General features: G+C 65.9%; 17 protein-coding genes. 14 read left to right on the forward strand and 3 right to left on the reverse strand.

Features of this window, described 5'->3' with window-relative positions:
• Positions 1 to 22 precede the first annotated feature (22 nt).
• On the reverse strand, positions 23 to 1201 hold the full coding sequence (locus LI94_RS00600) for an acyl-CoA dehydrogenase family protein (protein WP_024442225.1): 1179 nt from the start codon (positions 1199 to 1201) through the stop codon (positions 23 to 25).
• A gap of 193 nt (positions 1202 to 1394) precedes the next feature.
• On the opposite strand from LI94_RS00600, the gene LI94_RS00605 reads away from it, so the two are divergent.
• From LI94_RS00605 to LI94_RS00665, 13 genes are all read left to right on the forward strand, one after another.
• Positions 1395 to 1589 (forward strand): ferredoxin, encoded by a 195-nt coding sequence (locus LI94_RS00605; RefSeq protein ID WP_024442226.1) that lies wholly within the window; start codon positions 1395 to 1397, stop codon positions 1587 to 1589.
• A gap of 80 nt (positions 1590 to 1669) precedes the next feature.
• The gene (locus LI94_RS00610) at positions 1670 to 2578 is read left to right on the forward strand and encodes a 3-oxoacyl-ACP reductase (RefSeq protein ID WP_024442227.1); all 909 of its coding nucleotides are present in this window, start codon (positions 1670 to 1672) and stop codon (positions 2576 to 2578) included.
• Between the two features lie 238 nt (positions 2579 to 2816).
• Positions 2817 to 3581 (forward strand): ABC transporter permease, encoded by a 765-nt coding sequence (locus LI94_RS00615; protein WP_024442228.1) that lies wholly within the window; start codon positions 2817 to 2819, stop codon positions 3579 to 3581.
• A 49-nt stretch (positions 3582 to 3630) separates the two neighbouring features.
• On the forward strand, positions 3631 to 4473 hold the full coding sequence (locus LI94_RS00620; RefSeq protein ID WP_046299962.1) for an ABC transporter permease: 843 nt from the start codon (positions 3631 to 3633) through the stop codon (positions 4471 to 4473).
• Positions 4474 to 4486: 13 nt separating this feature from the next.
• Entirely contained in the window at positions 4487 to 5686 is a 1200-nt protein-coding gene (locus LI94_RS00625) for an MCE family protein (RefSeq protein ID WP_192830879.1), read from the forward strand.
• Complete coding sequence (locus LI94_RS00630) at positions 5686 to 6723, forward strand: MCE family protein (RefSeq protein WP_046299964.1); 1038 nt, start codon at positions 5686 to 5688, stop codon at positions 6721 to 6723. Before LI94_RS00625 ends, LI94_RS00630 begins: the two co-directional genes overlap by 1 nt.
• Positions 6710 to 7768, forward strand: a complete 1059-nt coding sequence (locus LI94_RS00635; RefSeq protein ID WP_024442232.1) for an MCE family protein — start codon at positions 6710 to 6712, stop codon at positions 7766 to 7768. The genes LI94_RS00630 and LI94_RS00635 overlap by 14 nt, the downstream gene beginning before the upstream one ends.
• On the forward strand, positions 7765 to 9099 hold the full coding sequence (locus LI94_RS00640; protein ID WP_046299965.1) for an MCE family protein: 1335 nt from the start codon (positions 7765 to 7767) through the stop codon (positions 9097 to 9099). The genes LI94_RS00635 and LI94_RS00640 overlap by 4 nt, the downstream gene beginning before the upstream one ends.
• Complete coding sequence (locus LI94_RS00645; protein WP_046299966.1) at positions 9096 to 10283, forward strand: MCE family protein; 1188 nt, start codon at positions 9096 to 9098, stop codon at positions 10281 to 10283. The genes LI94_RS00640 and LI94_RS00645 overlap by 4 nt, the downstream gene beginning before the upstream one ends.
• 6 nt (positions 10284 to 10289) lie before the next feature.
• A complete protein-coding gene (locus tag LI94_RS00650) occupies positions 10290 to 11987 on the forward strand; it encodes an MCE family protein (RefSeq protein WP_046299967.1) in 1698 nt (565 codons plus the stop codon).
• Positions 11984 to 12655, forward strand: coding sequence for a hypothetical protein (locus LI94_RS00655; protein ID WP_024442236.1), 672 nt, complete (start codon positions 11984 to 11986; stop codon positions 12653 to 12655). The genes LI94_RS00650 and LI94_RS00655 overlap by 4 nt, the downstream gene beginning before the upstream one ends.
• Entirely contained in the window at positions 12652 to 13140 is a 489-nt protein-coding gene (locus LI94_RS00660; RefSeq protein WP_036457744.1) for a hypothetical protein, read from the forward strand. The genes LI94_RS00655 and LI94_RS00660 overlap by 4 nt, the downstream gene beginning before the upstream one ends.
• A gap of 17 nt (positions 13141 to 13157) precedes the next feature.
• Entirely contained in the window at positions 13158 to 13697 is a 540-nt protein-coding gene (locus LI94_RS00665; protein ID WP_024442238.1) for a hypothetical protein, read from the forward strand.
• A 20-nt stretch (positions 13698 to 13717) separates the two neighbouring features.
• Here LI94_RS00665 and LI94_RS00670 read toward each other — a convergent pair whose 3' ends face one another.
• Together LI94_RS00670 and LI94_RS23615 are read right to left on the reverse strand one after the other, a co-directional pair.
• On the reverse strand, positions 13718 to 15211 hold the full coding sequence (locus LI94_RS00670) for a trehalose-6-phosphate synthase (protein ID WP_239651118.1): 1494 nt from the start codon (positions 15209 to 15211) through the stop codon (positions 13718 to 13720).
• On the reverse strand, positions 15212 to 15385 hold the full coding sequence (locus tag LI94_RS23615; RefSeq protein ID WP_164517933.1) for a hypothetical protein: 174 nt from the start codon (positions 15383 to 15385) through the stop codon (positions 15212 to 15214).
• A gap of 99 nt (positions 15386 to 15484) precedes the next feature.
• Between LI94_RS23615 and LI94_RS00675 the strand changes: the two genes are divergently transcribed.
• The gene (locus tag LI94_RS00675; protein ID WP_024442240.1) at positions 15485 to 16417 is read left to right on the forward strand and encodes an enoyl-CoA hydratase; all 933 of its coding nucleotides are present in this window, start codon (positions 15485 to 15487) and stop codon (positions 16415 to 16417) included.
• Positions 16418 to 16468 lie beyond the last annotated feature (51 nt).

Genomic DNA, 16468 nt, shown 5'->3' on the forward strand with positions numbered 1-16468 from the left:
CCAAAGTCCTTGGGTATATAGGTCAGCGGTTACGGGGCAGGCCCAAAGCGACCATGCCGATGATGTCGCGCTGCACCTCGTTGGTGCCGCCGCCGAAGGTCAGGATCAGGCAGGCACGGTGCATCCGTTCCACCCGACCGCGCAGCAGGGCGCCGGGGGAGTCCTGGCGGACGGTGGCGGCGGTGCCGAGCACCTCCATGAGCAGGCGGTAGGCCTCGGTGGCCAGCTCGGTGCCGAACACCTTCGCCGCCGAGGCGTCCGCCGGGGACGGCGCGGCCTTGTCTGTGGAAGCCAGCTCCCAGTTGATCAGCTTGAGCACTTCGGCCTTGGCCAGCACCCGGGCCAGGTTGAGCTGCACCCACTGCGAGTCGATGACCCGATTGCCGTGGGCGTCCTTGGTGTTCTGTGCCCACTCACGGACCTCTTCGAGAGCCAGCAGGATCGGCTGCGCCGAGACCAGGGCAACGCGCTCGTGGTTGAGCTGGTTGGTCACCAGCTTCCAGCCCGCGTGCTCTTCGCCGACCAGGCTGGTCACCGGCACTCGCACGTCCTGGTAGTAGGTAGCGCTGGTGTCCGGGCCGGCCATGGTGTGGACCGGGGTCCAGGAGAAGCCCTCGGCGCTGGTGGGCACGATCAGCATCGAGATACCACGGTGCTTTTTGGCTTCCGGGTTCGTCCGGGCCGCCAGCCAGACGTAGTCGGCGTAGGCGATCAGCGAGGTCCACATCTTCTGGCCGTTGATCACGTACTCGTCGCCGTCACGCACCGCGGTGGTGCGCAGCGAGGCCAGGTCGGTACCGGCGCCCGGCTCGGAGTAGCCGATCGCGAAGTGCAGCTCGCCGGCGGCGATCTTGGGCAGGAAGAATTTCTTCTGCTCTTCGGTGCCGAACGCCATGATCGTCGGGGCGACGCTGTTGATGGTCAGGAACGGCACCGGGGCGCCGGCGATCGCGGCCTCGTCGGTGAAGATCAGCTGTTCCATCGGCGAGCGTGCCTGGCCGCCGTACTCCTTGGGCCAGCTCAGCGTCAGCCAGCCGTCGTGCCCCATCTGGGCCACGGTCTCGCGGTAGACGTTGCCGGTGCCGTACTCGCCCTGGGTCGAGCTGAGGGCCTCGCGACGCTCCGGTGTCATCAGCGTGGTGAAGTAGGACCTCAGTTCGCTGCGCAGCTCTTCTTGTGCCGGCGTGTAGCTGATCTGCATCGGGGGAGTCCTTCGCTGGTGATCGGTGTCACGATAAGATTCTGGTTCGACAGCCCGTTGTAACACGTTCTAGTCCCGGGGTCCAACGGCCCTAGCGGCTCGTGTGGGAGAGCTGTCGGATCGTATGGTGACACTAGTGGACGACGACGGCCGGAAACGCTCGGTCGGCGCAGGGCTTGTACAGGAGAATGTCATGCGAGTTGAGGTAGATCTGGATCGTTGCGAGGGCAACGCGATTTGCGTCGGAATCGACCCCGACCTGTTCGATCTGAACGATGACGAGCAGGCAGAGGTCAAACTCGCCCCCGTCCCGGCAGACCGGGAAGCCCACGCCGAGCAGGCCATCGCCGAGTGCCCGCGGGCCGCGCTGCGCCGCGTCGACGACTAGCCTCCCCCGGGCGACGACTAGAGGTATTCATAACCGCCGGCGACGATGCGGAGCGCCAGCGATGAAGAGGAGTGGCGTACATGACTGACAACACGATCGACCTGACCGGCAAGGTCGCGGTGGTGACCGGCGCGGCCGCCGGCCTGGGCCGAGCCGAGGCGATCGGGTTGGCCCGCTCCGGGGCCACGGTGGTCGTCAACGACATCGCGCCGGCGCTGGAGTCCTCCGACGTCATCGACGAGATCGCCGCGGCCGGCGGCAAAGGTGTGCCGGTGGCCGGTGACATCAGTCAGCGGTCCACCGCCGACGAACTCGTCAGCACCGCCGACGGCCTGGGCGGGCTGAACATCGTCGTCAACAACGCCGGGATCACTCGCGACCGGATGCTGTTCAACATGTCCGACGACGACTTCGACGCCGTGATCGCCGTGCATCTGCGGGGACATTTCCTGCTGACCCGCAACGCGGCGGCCTACTGGCGGCAGAAATCCAAGGAGTCCGACGCGGGCATCTACGGCCGCATCGTCAACACCTCCTCGGAGGCCGGCCTGATGGGCCCGGTCGGCCAGGCCAACTATGGCGCGGCCAAGGCGGGCATCACCGCGCTGACGCTCTCGGCGAGCCGGGCACTGGGTCGCTACGGCGTCACCGCCAACGCGATCTGCCCGCGGGCCCGTACCGCGATGACGGCCGATGTGTTCGGCGAGGCCAAGGTGGGGGAAGGCGAGATCGACCCGCTGTCGCCCGAGCACGTGGTGACCCTGGTCCGGTTTCTGGCATCGCCGGCCTCGGCCGCGGTCAGCGGTCAGGTCTTTGTGGTCTACGGACCTGAGGTAACCCTGATGGCCGCGCCGGCGGTGGAACGCAAGTTCAGCGCCGACGGGCAGGCGTGGGATCCGGCCGGCCTATCGGACACGCTGGCCAATTACTTCGCCGGCCGGGATCCGGCCCGGACTTTCTCCGCGTCCGAACTGATGTCCGGCGATTAGAACAAAATTAGAACGCGTTACAGCGAGGCGTGGGTCACAATACGCCGTGACCAGCGAAAATAACTCATGTTATCTGCCAAAACATGTCCTTTGACACTGAGAACGTGTTCTAGTTAATATGATCCGGCTCACGGGGGCGGCGCCTGAATTGCACGAATGACGCCACCGCACGATGTTGCCGGATACAGTTTTGCAACCGCCGATGCCCAGGAAGCCCGACCTGAGGGAAGGACCTGCCTTGATCGATCAGCTCGCGGTCCCGGCTCGGGCCGTGGGCGGTTTCGTCGAGATGTCGATAGAGACGTTTCGGGGCATGTTTCGCCGGCCGTTCCAGTACCGCGAGTTCCTCGACCAGACCTGGATGATCGCCCGCGTTTCGCTGGTGCCAACCCTGCTGGTCGCTATCCCGTTCACCGTGTTGGTGGCTTTCACCCTCAACATCCTGCTGCGCGAGATCGGCGCCGCTGACCTGTCCGGCGCCGGGACCGCGTTCGGCACCATCACGCAGCTGGGGCCCGTGGTCACCGTGCTCGTGGTGGCCGGTGCGGGGGCCACCGCCATCTGTGCCGACCTGGGCGCACGAACTATCCGCGAAGAGATCGACGCGATGCGGGTGCTCGGTATCGACCCGATTCAGCGGCTGGTGGTGCCCCGGGCTCTGGCGTCGACCTTCGTGGCACTGATGCTCAACGGCCTGGTGTGCGCGATCGGCCTGGTCGGGGGTTACGTGTTCTCCGTCTTCCTGCAGGGCGTCAACCCCGGCGCCTTCATCAACGGCCTCACCGTGCTGACCGGGCTCGGTGAACTGGTGATGGCCGAGATCAAGGCGCTGCTCTTCGGCACCGCAGCAGGTCTGATCGGGTGTTATCGCGGGCTGACCGCCAAGGGCGGACCCCAGGGCGTAGGCAACGCGGTCAATGAGACGGTGGTCTACGCCTTTATCTGTCTGTTTGTCATCAATGTCGTCATGACCGCCATCAGCGTGCGGGTGCTGGTCAAATGAGCCCGCGAGTGCCGCGTCGGGCGCGCAACGAGCGAGTGGGAGTCGAGCCATGAGCTACGACGCCACATTGCGGTTTCGGCGGTTGTTCCGCGGGGTGCCCAAGGCCGTCGACACCTTCGGCGAGCAGGCGCTGTTCTACGCCGAATCGATCCGCTATGTTCCCAACGCGCTGACCAAGTACCGCAAGGAGACGGTCCGGCTGATCGCCGAGATCACCATGGGAACCGGCGCGCTGGCCATCATCGGCGGCACGGTCGGGGTGGCCACCTTCCTCACCCTGGCCTCCGGTGGCGTGATCGCGGTCCAGGGCTTCTCCTCGCTGGGCAATATCGGTATCGAGGCGTTGACCGGCTTCTTGTCCGCGTTCCTGAACGTGCGGATCGTCGCCCCCGTGGTGGCCGGTATCGCACTGGCTGCCACCATCGGGGCCGGCACCACTGCCCAGCTGGGCGCCATGCGGGTTGCCGAAGAGATCGACGCTGTCGAATCGATGGCGGTCCATGCGGTGTCGTATCTGGTGTCCACTCGCTTGGTGGCCGGCCTGATCGCGATCATCCCGCTGTATTCGCTATCGGTGCTGGCCGCGTTCTTCGCCGCGCGGTCCACCACGGTGTTCATCAACGCGCAGTCGCCAGGCCTCTATGACCACTACTTCGACACGTTCCTGATCCCCACCGATCTGCTGTGGTCATTCCTGCAGGCCATCATCATGTCGGTCGCGGTGATGTTGGTGCACACCAACTACGGCTTCAACGCGGCCGGTGGCCCGGTCGGGGTGGGTATCGCGGTCGGTCAGGCCGTCCGCACGTCACTGGTTGTGGTCGTCGTCATTACGCTGTTCGTTTCACTTGCCGTGTACGGCGGGTCCGGCAACTTCAACCTCTCGGGCTAGCAAGGGAATACAGGTGGAAACGGGATCGACGCGTACCCAGGTGCGGATTGCTGCGGCAATCCTGGGTGCGATCCTGCTCGCTGCCACGGCGTTCACCTACCTGTCGTATGTCTCCGTGTTCACGTCCACCGACAAGGTCACCGTCACTTCGTCGCGTGCCGGCCTGGTGATGGAGCAGGACGCCAAGGTCAAGTACCGCGGCATCCAGGTCGGCAAGGTCAAAGCGATCAAGTATCAGGGAGACCAGGCCAAGCTGATCCTGGCCATGGACAGCTCGGCGATGCATCAGATCCCGTCCAACGCCGCAGTGCACATTGCCGGCAACACCATCTTCGGGGCCAAGTCGGTGGAGTTCATTCCGCCGCCGGTGCCGTCCGGCGCGACGCTGCGTAACGGCGCGAACGTGCCGGCATCCGAGGTGCAGCTCGAGGTCAACACCCTGTTCCAGAAGTTGACCGATGTGCTGGACAAGATCGACCCGGTGCAGCTCAACGGCTCCGTCAGCGCGCTGGCCGAGGGTCTGCGTGGCAACGGCGACAATTTGGGCGGGCTGCTGTCCGGGCTGAACAGCTACCTCGGAAAGCTCAATCCGAAGCTGCCCCAGCTGCAGTCGGGCTTCGCCAAGACCGCCGTCGTCGGTGACATCTATGGTGACGCCGCCCCGGACCTGGCCACCACCTTCGACAACCTCCCGGCGATCAGCAAAACCCTGGTCGACCAGCGGGAGAACCTGAACAAGGCGCTGCTGGCGACGACCGGACTGGCCAACAACGGTTATGACACCTTTGCCCCGGCCGCCGACGATTTCATCGCCGGTGTGCAGCGGTTCCGTGCCATGAGCAGCCTGCTGGCCGAATACTCCCCGGAGTTCGGGTGCCTCCTCAAGGGCATCGAAAAAGCATTGGAGCGTTTCGGCCCGTCGCTGGGTGGTACCAAGCCGGCCCTGTATGTGCAGTCCAGCTTCATCCCGGGCGCACCGGCCTACACCTACCCGGAGAGCCTGCCGGTGGCCAACGCGACCGGCGGACCCAACTGCCGCGGATTGCCTGATCTGCCCAGCAAGCAGTACGGGGGTTCCTGGTTCCGGTCGCCGTTCCTGGTGACCGACAGCGCCTATATCCCGTTCCAGCCCAACACCGAGGTCCAGTTCGACGCCCCCTCCACAGCGCAGTTCCTCTTCAACGGGGCATTCGCGGAACGGGATGAATACTGATGTCGCCGCGCAGCACTCTGATCAAAGTCGCGATCTTCTCCCTGGCCATGCTGCTGGTCTCCGTCGGCCTGGTGCTGGTGTTCGGCGAGTTCCGATTCACCTCGAACAACACCTACCATGCTGACTTCGCCACCGCGTCCCGGCTCAAGGGCGGCCAGGACGTGCGGATCGCCGGCATACCGGTGGGCACGGTCAAGCGGGTTGAGTTGACTCCGGACAACCACGTCCGGGTCACCTTCGATCTGGACAAGCGCTACCAGCTCTACGATTCGACCCGCGCCCTGATCCGCTACGAGAACCTGGTCGGTGACCGGTATCTCGAGATCGCCTCGGGCGCCGGCGATATGGGCAAGCTGCCACCGGGGGGCACCATCGCCCGGGACCACACCCAGCCGGCACTGGACCTGGACGCCCTGCTGGGCGGGATGCGCCCGCTGCTCAAGGGCCTGGACGGCGGAAAGATCAACGAGATCAGCAATGCGCTCATCGAGCTGCTGCAGGGTCAGGGTGGCGCCCTGACCCAGATGCTGGCAAACACCAGTTCGTTTACCACCACGCTGGCCTCCCGTGACCAGCTGATCGGCGACGTGATCAACAATCTGAACACCGTGCTGGCCACCGTCGACGACAAGAGCGAACAGTTCGATGCCACCGTCGACCGCCTTCAGCAGCTGATCAGCGGGCTGGCCCAGGGCAAGGACGCGATCGCGGGAGCCATCGGACCGCTGGCCTCGGTCGAGAACGACCTGACCGATACCCTGCGCCGCACTCGGCGGCCGCTGCAGGGCGTGCTCGAGAACGCGCGGCCACTGGCCACCGTGCTGGACAAGCGCAAGCAAGAGCTCAACGACGTCATCGACCCGTTGGAGGAGAACTACCTGCGCCTGAACGCGTTGGGCGCCTACGGCTCGTTCTTCAACATCAACTACTGCACCGTCGCGCTGAAGTTCAACGGCCCCGCGGGCAGTGACATCATCCTGCCCATGGGCGGCCAGAACGACATCAGCAAGGGGAGGTGCTCTCCTGTCAAAGAGTGACGGCGTAAACCCGGTTCGCACGGGTCTTCTGGGCATCGCACTGGTGACGTTCCTGGTGATGGTGTCCTTCGGCTACACCAGCCTGCCGTTCTGGCCGCAGGGCAAGAACTATCACGCCTACTTCGCCGATGCCGGCGGCATCATCGCCGGCAATGACGTGACGGTGTCTGGCATCCGAGTGGGCAAGGTCAAGTCGGTGTCGCTGGCCGGGGCCAGCGCCAAGGTGGACTTCACTGTGGACCGCAAGGTCCGGGTGGGGGATCAGTCATTGGCCGCCATCCGTACTGACACCGTGCTGGGCGAGAAGGCGCTGTCGGTCACCCCCGCCGGTGCCGGCTCCGTTACCGCGATTCCGCTCGAACGCACCCGTGCTCCCTACACGCTCAACAACGCCCTGCAGGACCTCGGCGGCAATGTGCGCGACCTGGACAAGCCGCGCTTCGAAGAGGCACTCCAGGTACTCACCGACTCCATGCGCGAGGCAACGCCGCAGCTGCGTGGGGCGCTGGATGGGGTGGCCGCGCTGTCGCGCAGCATCAACCGCCGTGACGAGGCCTTGGGGCAATTGTTGTCGCACGCCAAGGTGGTGACCGGCGTGCTCAATCAGCGTGCCGGCCAGGTCAACCAGCTGGTGCTCGACGGCAACCAGCTGTTCGCGGCGCTGGACGAGCGCCGCCAGGCCCTCGGCGCCCTAATTGGTGGTATCGATGATGTATCGCAACAGCTTTCCGGTTTCGTGACCGATAACGAAAAGGAGATCGGTCCGACCCTCAAGAAGCTCAATCTGGTGCTGGACAACTTGATCGAGCGCGAGGACCGGATAGTCGGAGCGCTGGACCGCTTGCCCGGATACGCCACCACCCTCGGCGAGGTGGTGTCCTCGGGCCCGGGCTTCCAGATCAACCTGTACGGCCTGCCGCCGCCCACCATGTCGGAGGTGTTGCTCGACATGTTCTTCCAGCCCGGCAAGCTGCCCGACAGCCTGGCCGATTACCTGCGCGGCATGATCTCCGACCGCACTGTCATAAGGCCGAAGTCACCATGACACGCCGAACTTCACGGATCGTCCTCGCCGGGGTACTGGCCGTACTTCTGGCCGCCGCGGCCTACGTGGTGCTGCCCGCGCAGCGCAGCTACCGCATCACCGGCTACTTCGCCTCCGCGGTGGGCCTCTACCCGGGCGATGACGTCCGGGTGGTCGGAGTCCCGGTCGGCCGTATTGAGTCCATCGAGCCGCGTGCCGAGAACGTCAAGATCACCATGTCGGTGAACAAGGATGTGCCGTTGCCGGCCGATGTTCATGCGTTGCTGATGGCGCCGAATATCGTCTCGGCACGAGTCGTTCAGCTGGCCCCGGCCTACACCGAGGGTGAAAAGCTCGCCGACGGGGCCGTACTGGGTGAAGATCGCACCGCGGTCCCGGTCGAGTGGGACGAGGTCAAGCAGGAGCTGACTCAGCTCAGCGCTCAGTTGGGCCCCGAGCAGGGCAAGCTCAACGGCGCGCTGAGTACGTTCGTCAACCAGGCCGCGGACACCTTCGACGGCAACGGCGACTCGTTCCGCGACGCACTGCGGGAACTGTCCACCACCACCGGACGTCTCGGTGACTCGCGCACCGACCTCTTCGGCACCGTCAAGAACCTGCAGGTCCTGATCGAGGCACTATCGGGCAGCAACGAGCAGATCGTGCAGTTCACCGACCACGTCGCAGCGGTGTCCGGGGTGCTGGCCGAGAGTTCGGTCGACCTGGACGTCACACTGGGCACCCTCAGCCAGGCGTTGCGCGACGTTCGCGGCTTCCTGCACAACAACAACGACGCGTTGATCGCGCAGGTCGACAAGCTGTCGCAGTTCGCCAAGACACTCTCGGATCAGAGTGACAACTTCGAGCAGGTTTTGCACATCACGCCCCACGGCCTAGTCAACTTCTACAACATCTACAACCCGGCCCAGGGCTCGCTGGCCGGCCTGCTGTCGCTGCCGGACTTTGCCAACCCGGTCCAGTTCATCTGTGGCGGTGTTTTCGATGTCGGCTCGGTCCCGGACAACTTCAAGCGGGCCGAGATCTGCAAAGAGCGGATGGGGCCGGTCATGCGCCGCTGGGCGATGAACTTCGTCCCGTTCCTGTTCCACCCGATCAACTCGATCACCGCATACAAGGGTCAGATCATCTACGACACTCCGGCCACCGAGGCGAAAGCGCAGACGCCGCTTCCGTACCTGAAATGGTTGCCCGCACCGGGTGTCACGCCGCCGAGCACCGATGACGTCGCCGCGCTGTTCATGCCGCCGCCGTTGCCGGGGCAACTGGGTACCCCGCCCGGCCCGACCGGGCCGGCTCAGCCCGGGGCCGGTGCACCACGGGAGGGCGGATGAGCGTGAAGTCTCTTGCCGGTGCGTTGCGGCGCGGCGGGCGGCGAAGTGCCTTGCTCGGTGCCGGAATGTTGGTGCTGTCGGGTTGTCAGTTCGGTGGGCTGAACTCACTGAACATGCCGGGAACCGCGGGCCACGGAAAGGGCTCATACACCGTCACAGTGCAACTGCCGGACGTGACCACGCTGCCGCAGAACTCGCCGGTGATGGTCGACGACGTCACGGTCGGAAGCGTCTCGGGTATCCGGGCCGTGCAGCAGCCCGACGGCAGTTTCTACGCCGCCGTGAAGCTGTCCTTGGACGGCGACGTTCAGCTGCCGTCCAACGCCATCGCCAAGGTCGCGCAGACGTCACTGTTGGGTTCCCAGCACATCGAGCTGGGCGAGCCGACAGACCAGCCGCCGGTGGGCCACCTCGCCCCCGGGGACGAGATACCGCTGAGCCGGACCGGGCGCTACCCCAGCACCGAAGAGGTGTTGTCGTCGCTGGGCGTGGTGGTCAACCAGGGCAATCTCGGTGCGGTGCAGGACATCACCGAAGAGGCCTACGCCGCGGTGGCCGGTCGAGCCGGCACCTTCGCCGAGCTGGTGCCGCGACTGGCCGAACTCACCGCGTCGCTGGACCACCAGGCACGCGACATCATCGCGGCCGCCGAGGGCCTGAATCGGGTCGGGGCGACGTTGGCTCGCAGCGCCCCCAGCCTGGCTCGTGCGCTCGACACCATGCCCGCGGCGTTGCAGGTGCTCAATGACAACCGCAGCAACATCGTCGACGCGTTCGGTGCGCTGCAGCGGCTGGCCGTGGTCGGATCGCGAATCATGAGCGAGGCCAAGGAAGACTTCGCGGCCGACGTCAAGGACCTGTACCCGATCGTGAAGGCGTTCGCCGACAATGCCAACGAATTGGTGACGGCATTCCCATTCATCCCGACGTTCCCATTCCCGTCGATGTATCTGCGTAACGCGGTGCGCGGCGACTTCCTCAACGTCTACGTCATCTTCGACATGACCCTGCGGCGGTTCGGCGAGACGGTGTTCACCACCGGCGGTTTCGACCCGAACATGCCGCACATGCACGACATCCTCAACCCACCCGATTTCTTGATCGGCGAGATGGCCAACCTGTCCGGGCAGGCGGCCGACCCGTTCAAGATCCCGCCCGGCACGGCTGCCCACTATGAGGAATGACCTGCGATGCTGACCCGCCTCGTTCGAATCCAACTCGGGATCTTCGCCGTGGTCACAGTGCTGGCCGTCGGTGCGATCTCGATCTTCTATCTGCACGCGCCGAGCCGGCTGGGCATCGGCACCTACACGGTGACGGCCGACTTCATCGGTGGCGGCGGCATCTATAAGAGCGCCAATGTCACCTACCGCGGCGTGACCGTGGGCCGGGTGGAGTCGGTCCGGCTCGGTGACAACGGTGTCGACGCCGCGATGCGCCTCAACAGCTCCACCAAGATCCCCGGCAATGTGACCGCCACGGTCAAGAGCATGTCCGCGATCGGCGAACAGTTCATCGATCTGGTGCCACCGTCGGGAGATCCGGCCGCGGGCGTGCTGCGCAACGGTGCGCGCATCGGTCAGGACCGTACCGCGATCGGCCAGGACATCGCCGGAATGCTTGACGAGGCACAGTCGCTGGTAAACAGCATCGGCAACAGCCGCCTGCGTGATCTGCTGCGCAGCGCCTTCGAAGGATTCAACGGGTCTGGCCAGGAGTTGGCCCGGATGATCTCGTCATCGCGGCAGCTGATCGATGAGGCCAATGCCAACTACGACGCGACGTCGACACTGATCGACCAGGTAGAGCCCTTCTTGGATGCTCAGATCCGCAGCGGGGACGATATCAAGAAGCTGTCCCGGTCATTGGCGGCGGTCACCACCGAGGTGCGCAAAGCCGACCCGCAGCTGCGTGAGGTGCTGCAGACCCTGCCCAGCGTCACCGACGAGGTCAACACCACCTTCGAGGGGATCCGGGCATCCTTTCCGACGCTGGCTGCCAGCATCGCGAACTTCGGCCGCGTCGGGGTCATCTACCGCAACTCCATCGAGCAGGCGCTGGTGGTGTTTCCCGCGCTGATGGCCGCGCTGATCACCGTTGCCGGCGGCGTGCCGATGGACGAGGGCGCCAAGCTGGACTTCAAGATCGACATGCACGATCCGCCGCCGTGCACCGTCGGCTTCCTGCCGTTCACCGAGATGCGCTCGCCGGCCGACGAAACGGTCCGGGAGCTGCCTAAAGGGCTGTACTGCAAGGCCGCCCAAAACGATCCGACTGCGGTCCGCGGCGCGCGCAACTACCCGTGCATGGAATATCCTGGCAAACGCGCACCCACGATCCAGCTCTGCCGCGACCCGCGAGGCTTTGTACCGATCGGGAGCAACACGTGGCGGGGTCCCCCGGTTCCGTATGACACGCCGATCACCGATCCGCGGATGCTGAATCCGATGAATAAATTCCCGTACATCCCGCCGTCTGCGGACTACGACCCGGGCCCTCCGGTCGTGGCGCTGCCGCCGGGGGTGCCTGCGGGACCGGGACCGGCACCCAACCCGCCGTTCCCGCTGCCGTACCCGCCGAACGAGCTCGGCCCCAACCCGCCGGCGCCGTGGCCGTACTACGCGCCGCCGGACCAGAACATGCCGACCAGCCCTGGCGGCAACGGGGGCCTGCCCGCCTACGGACGTGACCCCGCGCCGGGACCGGCTGCCGGTCCGGCTCCGGGGCCGCTGCCTGCCGAGGCCAACGGTGTCGCCTACAGCACCTACGACCGGTCCGGCAAGTTCGTGGATCCGGTCGGCAACAGTGGCGTGTTCGTCTCCGGCTCAGACAAGTGGCTGCCCGCGGAGAACTGGGCTGATCTGATGCTCGCGCCGAGGCAGACGTGAGCGGACCCGACGACGCGAAGGTCCGGCGCCGGGCCTCGCGGGCTGCGGGACCAGCGGGGGAGGCCGGTGAGACGACGCCGACCGCGGTACGGATTCCGCCACCCAGCCGCGCTGCGGTACGGGCGGTCCGGCCGGCCGGACCACCGCCGCGGCGGCAGCCCAACGCCGGCAAGACAGCGCAACTGGCGGGTGTGGTTGGACTGGCGGCGTGGGTCTTGTTGGGCGGGATGGTCGCCGTACTCGGCGTGCAACACCGGCATGCCGATGCAGCACACCAGCGCGATCAGCGATTCGTCGACACGGCGGTGCAGACGGTGCTGAATATGTACACCTATACGCCCGACACCATCAACGAGCAGGTGGATCGCTTCGTGGCCGGCACCAGCGGTCCACTGCGCGACACGATGGCGGCCAACTCCGAAAATCTCAAGGCCTTGCTGCGAGAGACCAAGCACAGCTCTGAGGCCGTCATCAATGGCAAGGCATTGGAGGGCATCGACAACGTCGCCGGCAACGCGTCGGTGCTGGTGGCGATACGCGCTACCGCCACTGATGCGGACGGAGTCAATAAGCCCTCGCAGCCCTACGCGTTGCGGGTCATCGTGCATGAAGACGGCAACGGCGATATGACCGCATACGACCTGAAGTGGCCGGGGGGCAGCGGATGACACGGCGGTGGATGTGGCTGGCCGTCCTCGTGGGAGTTCTCGGTGGGTTCGTGGGTCTGGGAGCTGCGGCGGGATCGCTGTATTGGAGCCGAGTCGAGGCGCGTGGTGAGCAGACGACACGCTCGGAGTTGGTCAGGCTGACCGCCGATGAGATCCCCAAGGTCTTGGGCTATGAGTACAAGACGGTGGAGCGCAGCCTGACCGAGACCTACCCGCTGTTCACCGGGGACTATCGCCGCGAGTTCGAGGCCCGCGCCATGAACGAGATCATTCCGCAGGCCCGCGAGAAGCAGTTGGTGAACCAGGTCGACGTCGTCGGCGTCGGCGCCATGGCTGCCCGCCGGACGTCGGGCTCGGTGCTGGTGTTCGTCAACCGCACCGTGACGGGCAAGTCCAAGGAGAAGTACTACGAGGGCAGCCGCCTGCGGGTTGATTTCCGCAAGATCGACCGCAAGTGGCTGATCAGCAATATCGCGCCGATCTAGCTGAAAGGATGAGCGCCATGGGGAAACTCGTTCGTGGGCTGGCCATCTTGGCTGCGGCGATGACGGCGGCCACCGGCCTGGCGGTCCAGGCCGGCGCCGATGACGACGCGATACCGGAAGGAACGATCGAGGGCGTCTACACCTACAACGACGGTGTCAAGACGGCGACCTGGAAGATCTACCCGCTGTGCGTGCCGACAGTGGGTGACGGCCGGGTTCCGCTGCACACGGCGGTGGGCTGCAAACTGCAGGTCGAAAGTAACGGGCCTCCGGGACAGGCTGGGGCATACCGGTTGGCCAACGGTCGGTGGACCTACAAGACCCCGTTGCTGGCGGGCACCAGGTGCTCGAACGGCGGCACTGCCGGCAGCGAGGAGATGTATCAGTTCGATCTGTCCCTCAACGGCACTTACACCACCTCCCACAACGCGGTGTGCGGGCTGCAGCCCGGGTTGGAGAAGCGGCCGTTCACGCTGACCTTCGTATCGCCGCTGCCGGTCCCGGTCATCCACTATCCGCTGAATTGCCAGGACAACCCAATCCACCTGTGCAGCTGAGTGTCACCGGCCGTTGGGCATTACTCCGCGGAGTCGGCGAGTGCACCAAGGAAGGAGCGGGCCCAACGGTCTACGTCGTGGGCCAGCACCTGACGGCGCAGCGCCCGCATCCGTCGGCGCCCTTCTTCAGGAGTCTGGTTGACCGCAGCCTCGATCACATCCTTGACGCACTCGAGGTCGTGCGGGTTGACCAGGTAGGCCTGGCGTAATTCTGCTGCAGCGCCGGTGAATTCGCTGAGGACCAAGGCGCCGCCCAGGTCGCTGCGGCAGGCCACGTATTCCTTGGCGACCAAATTCATCCCGTCGCGCAGCGGGGTCACCAGCATGACGTCGCTGGCCACGAAGAATGCGATCAGTTCGTCGCGGGGGACCGGGCGGTGCAGGTAGTGCACCACCGGGTGGCCGACCTCGCTGTACTCGCCGTTGATATGCCCGACTTGGCGTTCGATGTCGTCGCGCAGGATCTGGTAGCTCTCCACCCGCTCGCGGCTCGGCGTCGCCAGCTGCACCAGCACGGTGTCGTCGCGCTTGGCCCGTCCCTCAGCCAGCAGCTCGTTGAACGCCTTGAGCCGGACGTCGATGCCCTTGGTGTAATCCAGGCGGTCCACGCCGAGCAGAACCTTGCGCGGATGACCCAGCTCGGCCCGAATCTCCTTGGCGCGCCGCCGGATCCCGCGTTCCCTGGCCTTGCGGTCGAGTTCGCCGGAGTCGATCGAGATGGGGAAGGCGCCCACCCGGACCGTGCGGTCGGTCAGCCGCACCTCACCGAACCGGCTGCGCACCCCGACCGACCCTCGCGAGGTGACGGCGCCGGCCAGATTGCGGGCCAGGAACAAGAAGTTCTGGGCTCCGCCGGCCAGGTGAAAACCGACCAGGTCGGCGCCGAGCAGGCCGTCGACGATCTCGGCGCGCCACGGCAGCTGCATGAACAGCTCCACCGGCGGGAACGGGATGTGCAGGAAGAAGCCGATAGTCAGATCTGGCCGCAGATCGCGCAGCATCTTGGGCACCAACTGCAATTGATAGTCCTGGACCCACACCGTGGCGCCAGGCGCGGCGGCGCGCGATGTGGCCTCGGCGAAGCGACGGTTGACGTCGACGTAACGGTCCCACCACTGCCGGTGGTAGATCGGTTTGACGATCACGTCGTGATACAGCGGCCACAGGGTGGCGTTGGAGAAGCCCTCGTAGTACTCGGCGATATCGGTGGTGTCCAGCGGAACCGGATGCAGCCGCAGGTCCTCGATGTCGATCGGCCCGTCGGGCGCCTCCAGGCTGCCGGGCCAGCCGACCCAGGCGCCGCGGCGCTTACGCAGCAGGGGCTCCAGCGCGGTCACCAATCCGCCGGGGCTGCGCTTCCACGCCGTCGTACCGTCGGCGAGCACCTCGATGTCGATCGGCAGCCGGTTGGCCACGACGACGAAATCGGACTCCCCGGGTTCTTGCGGCGGTCCCAGCTTCGGCTCGCCTTCGTCGAGCCTCGCTGAACCGCCGGGCGGCCCCGCCTCCGGCATCTACGCTCCGTTCTTGTCGGGTGTTGCGGGCCCGATCCCCAGCATGGACAGGAACACCCGACACTCGTCGGCGTCCTCGGCATAGGCGGCAACCACTCGCCGGGCCTGGCGCGCGGTGCTGTCGGCCAGCGGTTCCACGTCCTCGATGTCGGCGGGTTCGGATTTAGCAGGCATGACTCGACTCTAGCGAAGTGCGCGCTGTGTCACACCTGCCTCGGGCAGCTCAGGCCGGCCGCCGTAGCCTGTGAAGCGAAGACGACGAGGGCGGAGGCAATGGTCACATCGGACACCGCATCGCAGCAGGCCGGCGACAATACGGATCGCCTGGTCGACTACGAAACGCTCGACGACGGGCGTATCGCCCGGATCTGGCTGAACCGCCCCGACGTGCACAACGCGCAGAATCGCACCCTGCTGGTGCAGCTCGACGAGGCATTCGGCCGCGCCGAGGCCGATGACGCCGTCCGGGTGGTGATTCTGGCCGCGCGCGGGAAGAACTTCTCCGCCGGTCACGACCTGGGGTCCGAAGCCACGCTGCTTGAGCGGCGTCCCGGGCCGGCGCAGCACCCGACGTTCCAATCCCACGGCGCCACCCGGGAGCCGGTCGTGGAGAAGACCTATCTGCAGGAGTGGCACTTCTTCTTCCAGAACACCTGCCGGTGGCGCGACCTGCGCAAGATCACCATCGCTCAGGTGCAGGGCAACGCCATCTCTGCCGGACTGATGTTGATCTGGGCCTGCGACCTGATCGTGGCCGCCGACAACGCCCGGTTCTCCGACGTGGTCGGGGTGCGGCTGGGCATGCCCGGCGTCGAGTACTACGCCCACCCCTGGGAATTCGGCCCCCGCAAGGCCAAGGAGCTGCTGCTGACCGGGGACTCGCTGGACGCCGACGAGGCGCACCGGCTGGGCATGGTCTCCAAGGTGTTTCCGACCGACGAGCTGGCGGACAAGACGCTGGAGTTCGCCCGGCGCATCGCCAAACTGCCCACCATGGCCGCGCTGCTGATCAAGGATTCGGTGAACGGCGCCGCCGATGCGATGGGCTTCACCGAGGCGCTGCGGCACGGCTTCCACATCCATCAGCTGGGTCACGCGCACTGGTCGGCCCACAACGAGAACCGCGCCCCGCTGGGGTTGCCCCCTGACGTCGAGGACTGGCGTACCGCCGGGCCCACCGCCGTGGCCCGCCGCGACCAACCCTGAGCTGGGGGCCGGAGGCATGGTTCGATAGGTAGAACCTGTTTCAGTTTCGAC

Origin of the sequence: Mycobacterium sp. UM_Kg27, from assembly GCF_000972905.1 — a bacterium.
GTDB lineage: Bacteria > Actinomycetota > Actinomycetes > Mycobacteriales > Mycobacteriaceae > Mycobacterium.

Coding starts and splice junctions, on each gene's coding strand:
- LI94_RS00640 (WP_046299965.1), top strand. CDS start 7,765: ATGACACGCCGAACTTCACGGATCGTCCTCGCCGGGGTACTGGCCGTA.
- LI94_RS00645 (WP_046299966.1), top strand. CDS start 9,096: ATGAGCGTGAAGTCTCTTGCCGGTGCGTTGCGGCGCGGCGGGCGGCGA.
- LI94_RS00665 (WP_024442238.1), top strand. CDS start 13,158: ATGGGGAAACTCGTTCGTGGGCTGGCCATCTTGGCTGCGGCGATGACG.
- LI94_RS00610 (WP_024442227.1), top strand. CDS start 1,670: ATGACTGACAACACGATCGACCTGACCGGCAAGGTCGCGGTGGTGACC.
- LI94_RS00600 (WP_024442225.1), bottom strand. CDS start 1,201: ATGCAGATCAGCTACACGCCGGCACAAGAAGAGCTGCGCAGCGAACTG.
- LI94_RS00605 (WP_024442226.1), top strand. CDS start 1,395: ATGCGAGTTGAGGTAGATCTGGATCGTTGCGAGGGCAACGCGATTTGC.
- LI94_RS00650 (WP_046299967.1), top strand. CDS start 10,290: ATGCTGACCCGCCTCGTTCGAATCCAACTCGGGATCTTCGCCGTGGTC.
- LI94_RS00670 (WP_239651118.1), bottom strand. CDS start 15,211: ATGCCGGAGGCGGGGCCGCCCGGCGGTTCAGCGAGGCTCGACGAAGGC.
- LI94_RS00620 (WP_046299962.1), top strand. CDS start 3,631: ATGAGCTACGACGCCACATTGCGGTTTCGGCGGTTGTTCCGCGGGGTG.
- LI94_RS00630 (WP_046299964.1), top strand. CDS start 5,686: ATGTCGCCGCGCAGCACTCTGATCAAAGTCGCGATCTTCTCCCTGGCC.
- LI94_RS00675 (WP_024442240.1), top strand. CDS start 15,485: ATGGTCACATCGGACACCGCATCGCAGCAGGCCGGCGACAATACGGAT.
- LI94_RS23615 (WP_164517933.1), bottom strand. CDS start 15,385: ATGCCTGCTAAATCCGAACCCGCCGACATCGAGGACGTGGAACCGCTG.
- LI94_RS00660 (WP_036457744.1), top strand. CDS start 12,652: ATGACACGGCGGTGGATGTGGCTGGCCGTCCTCGTGGGAGTTCTCGGT.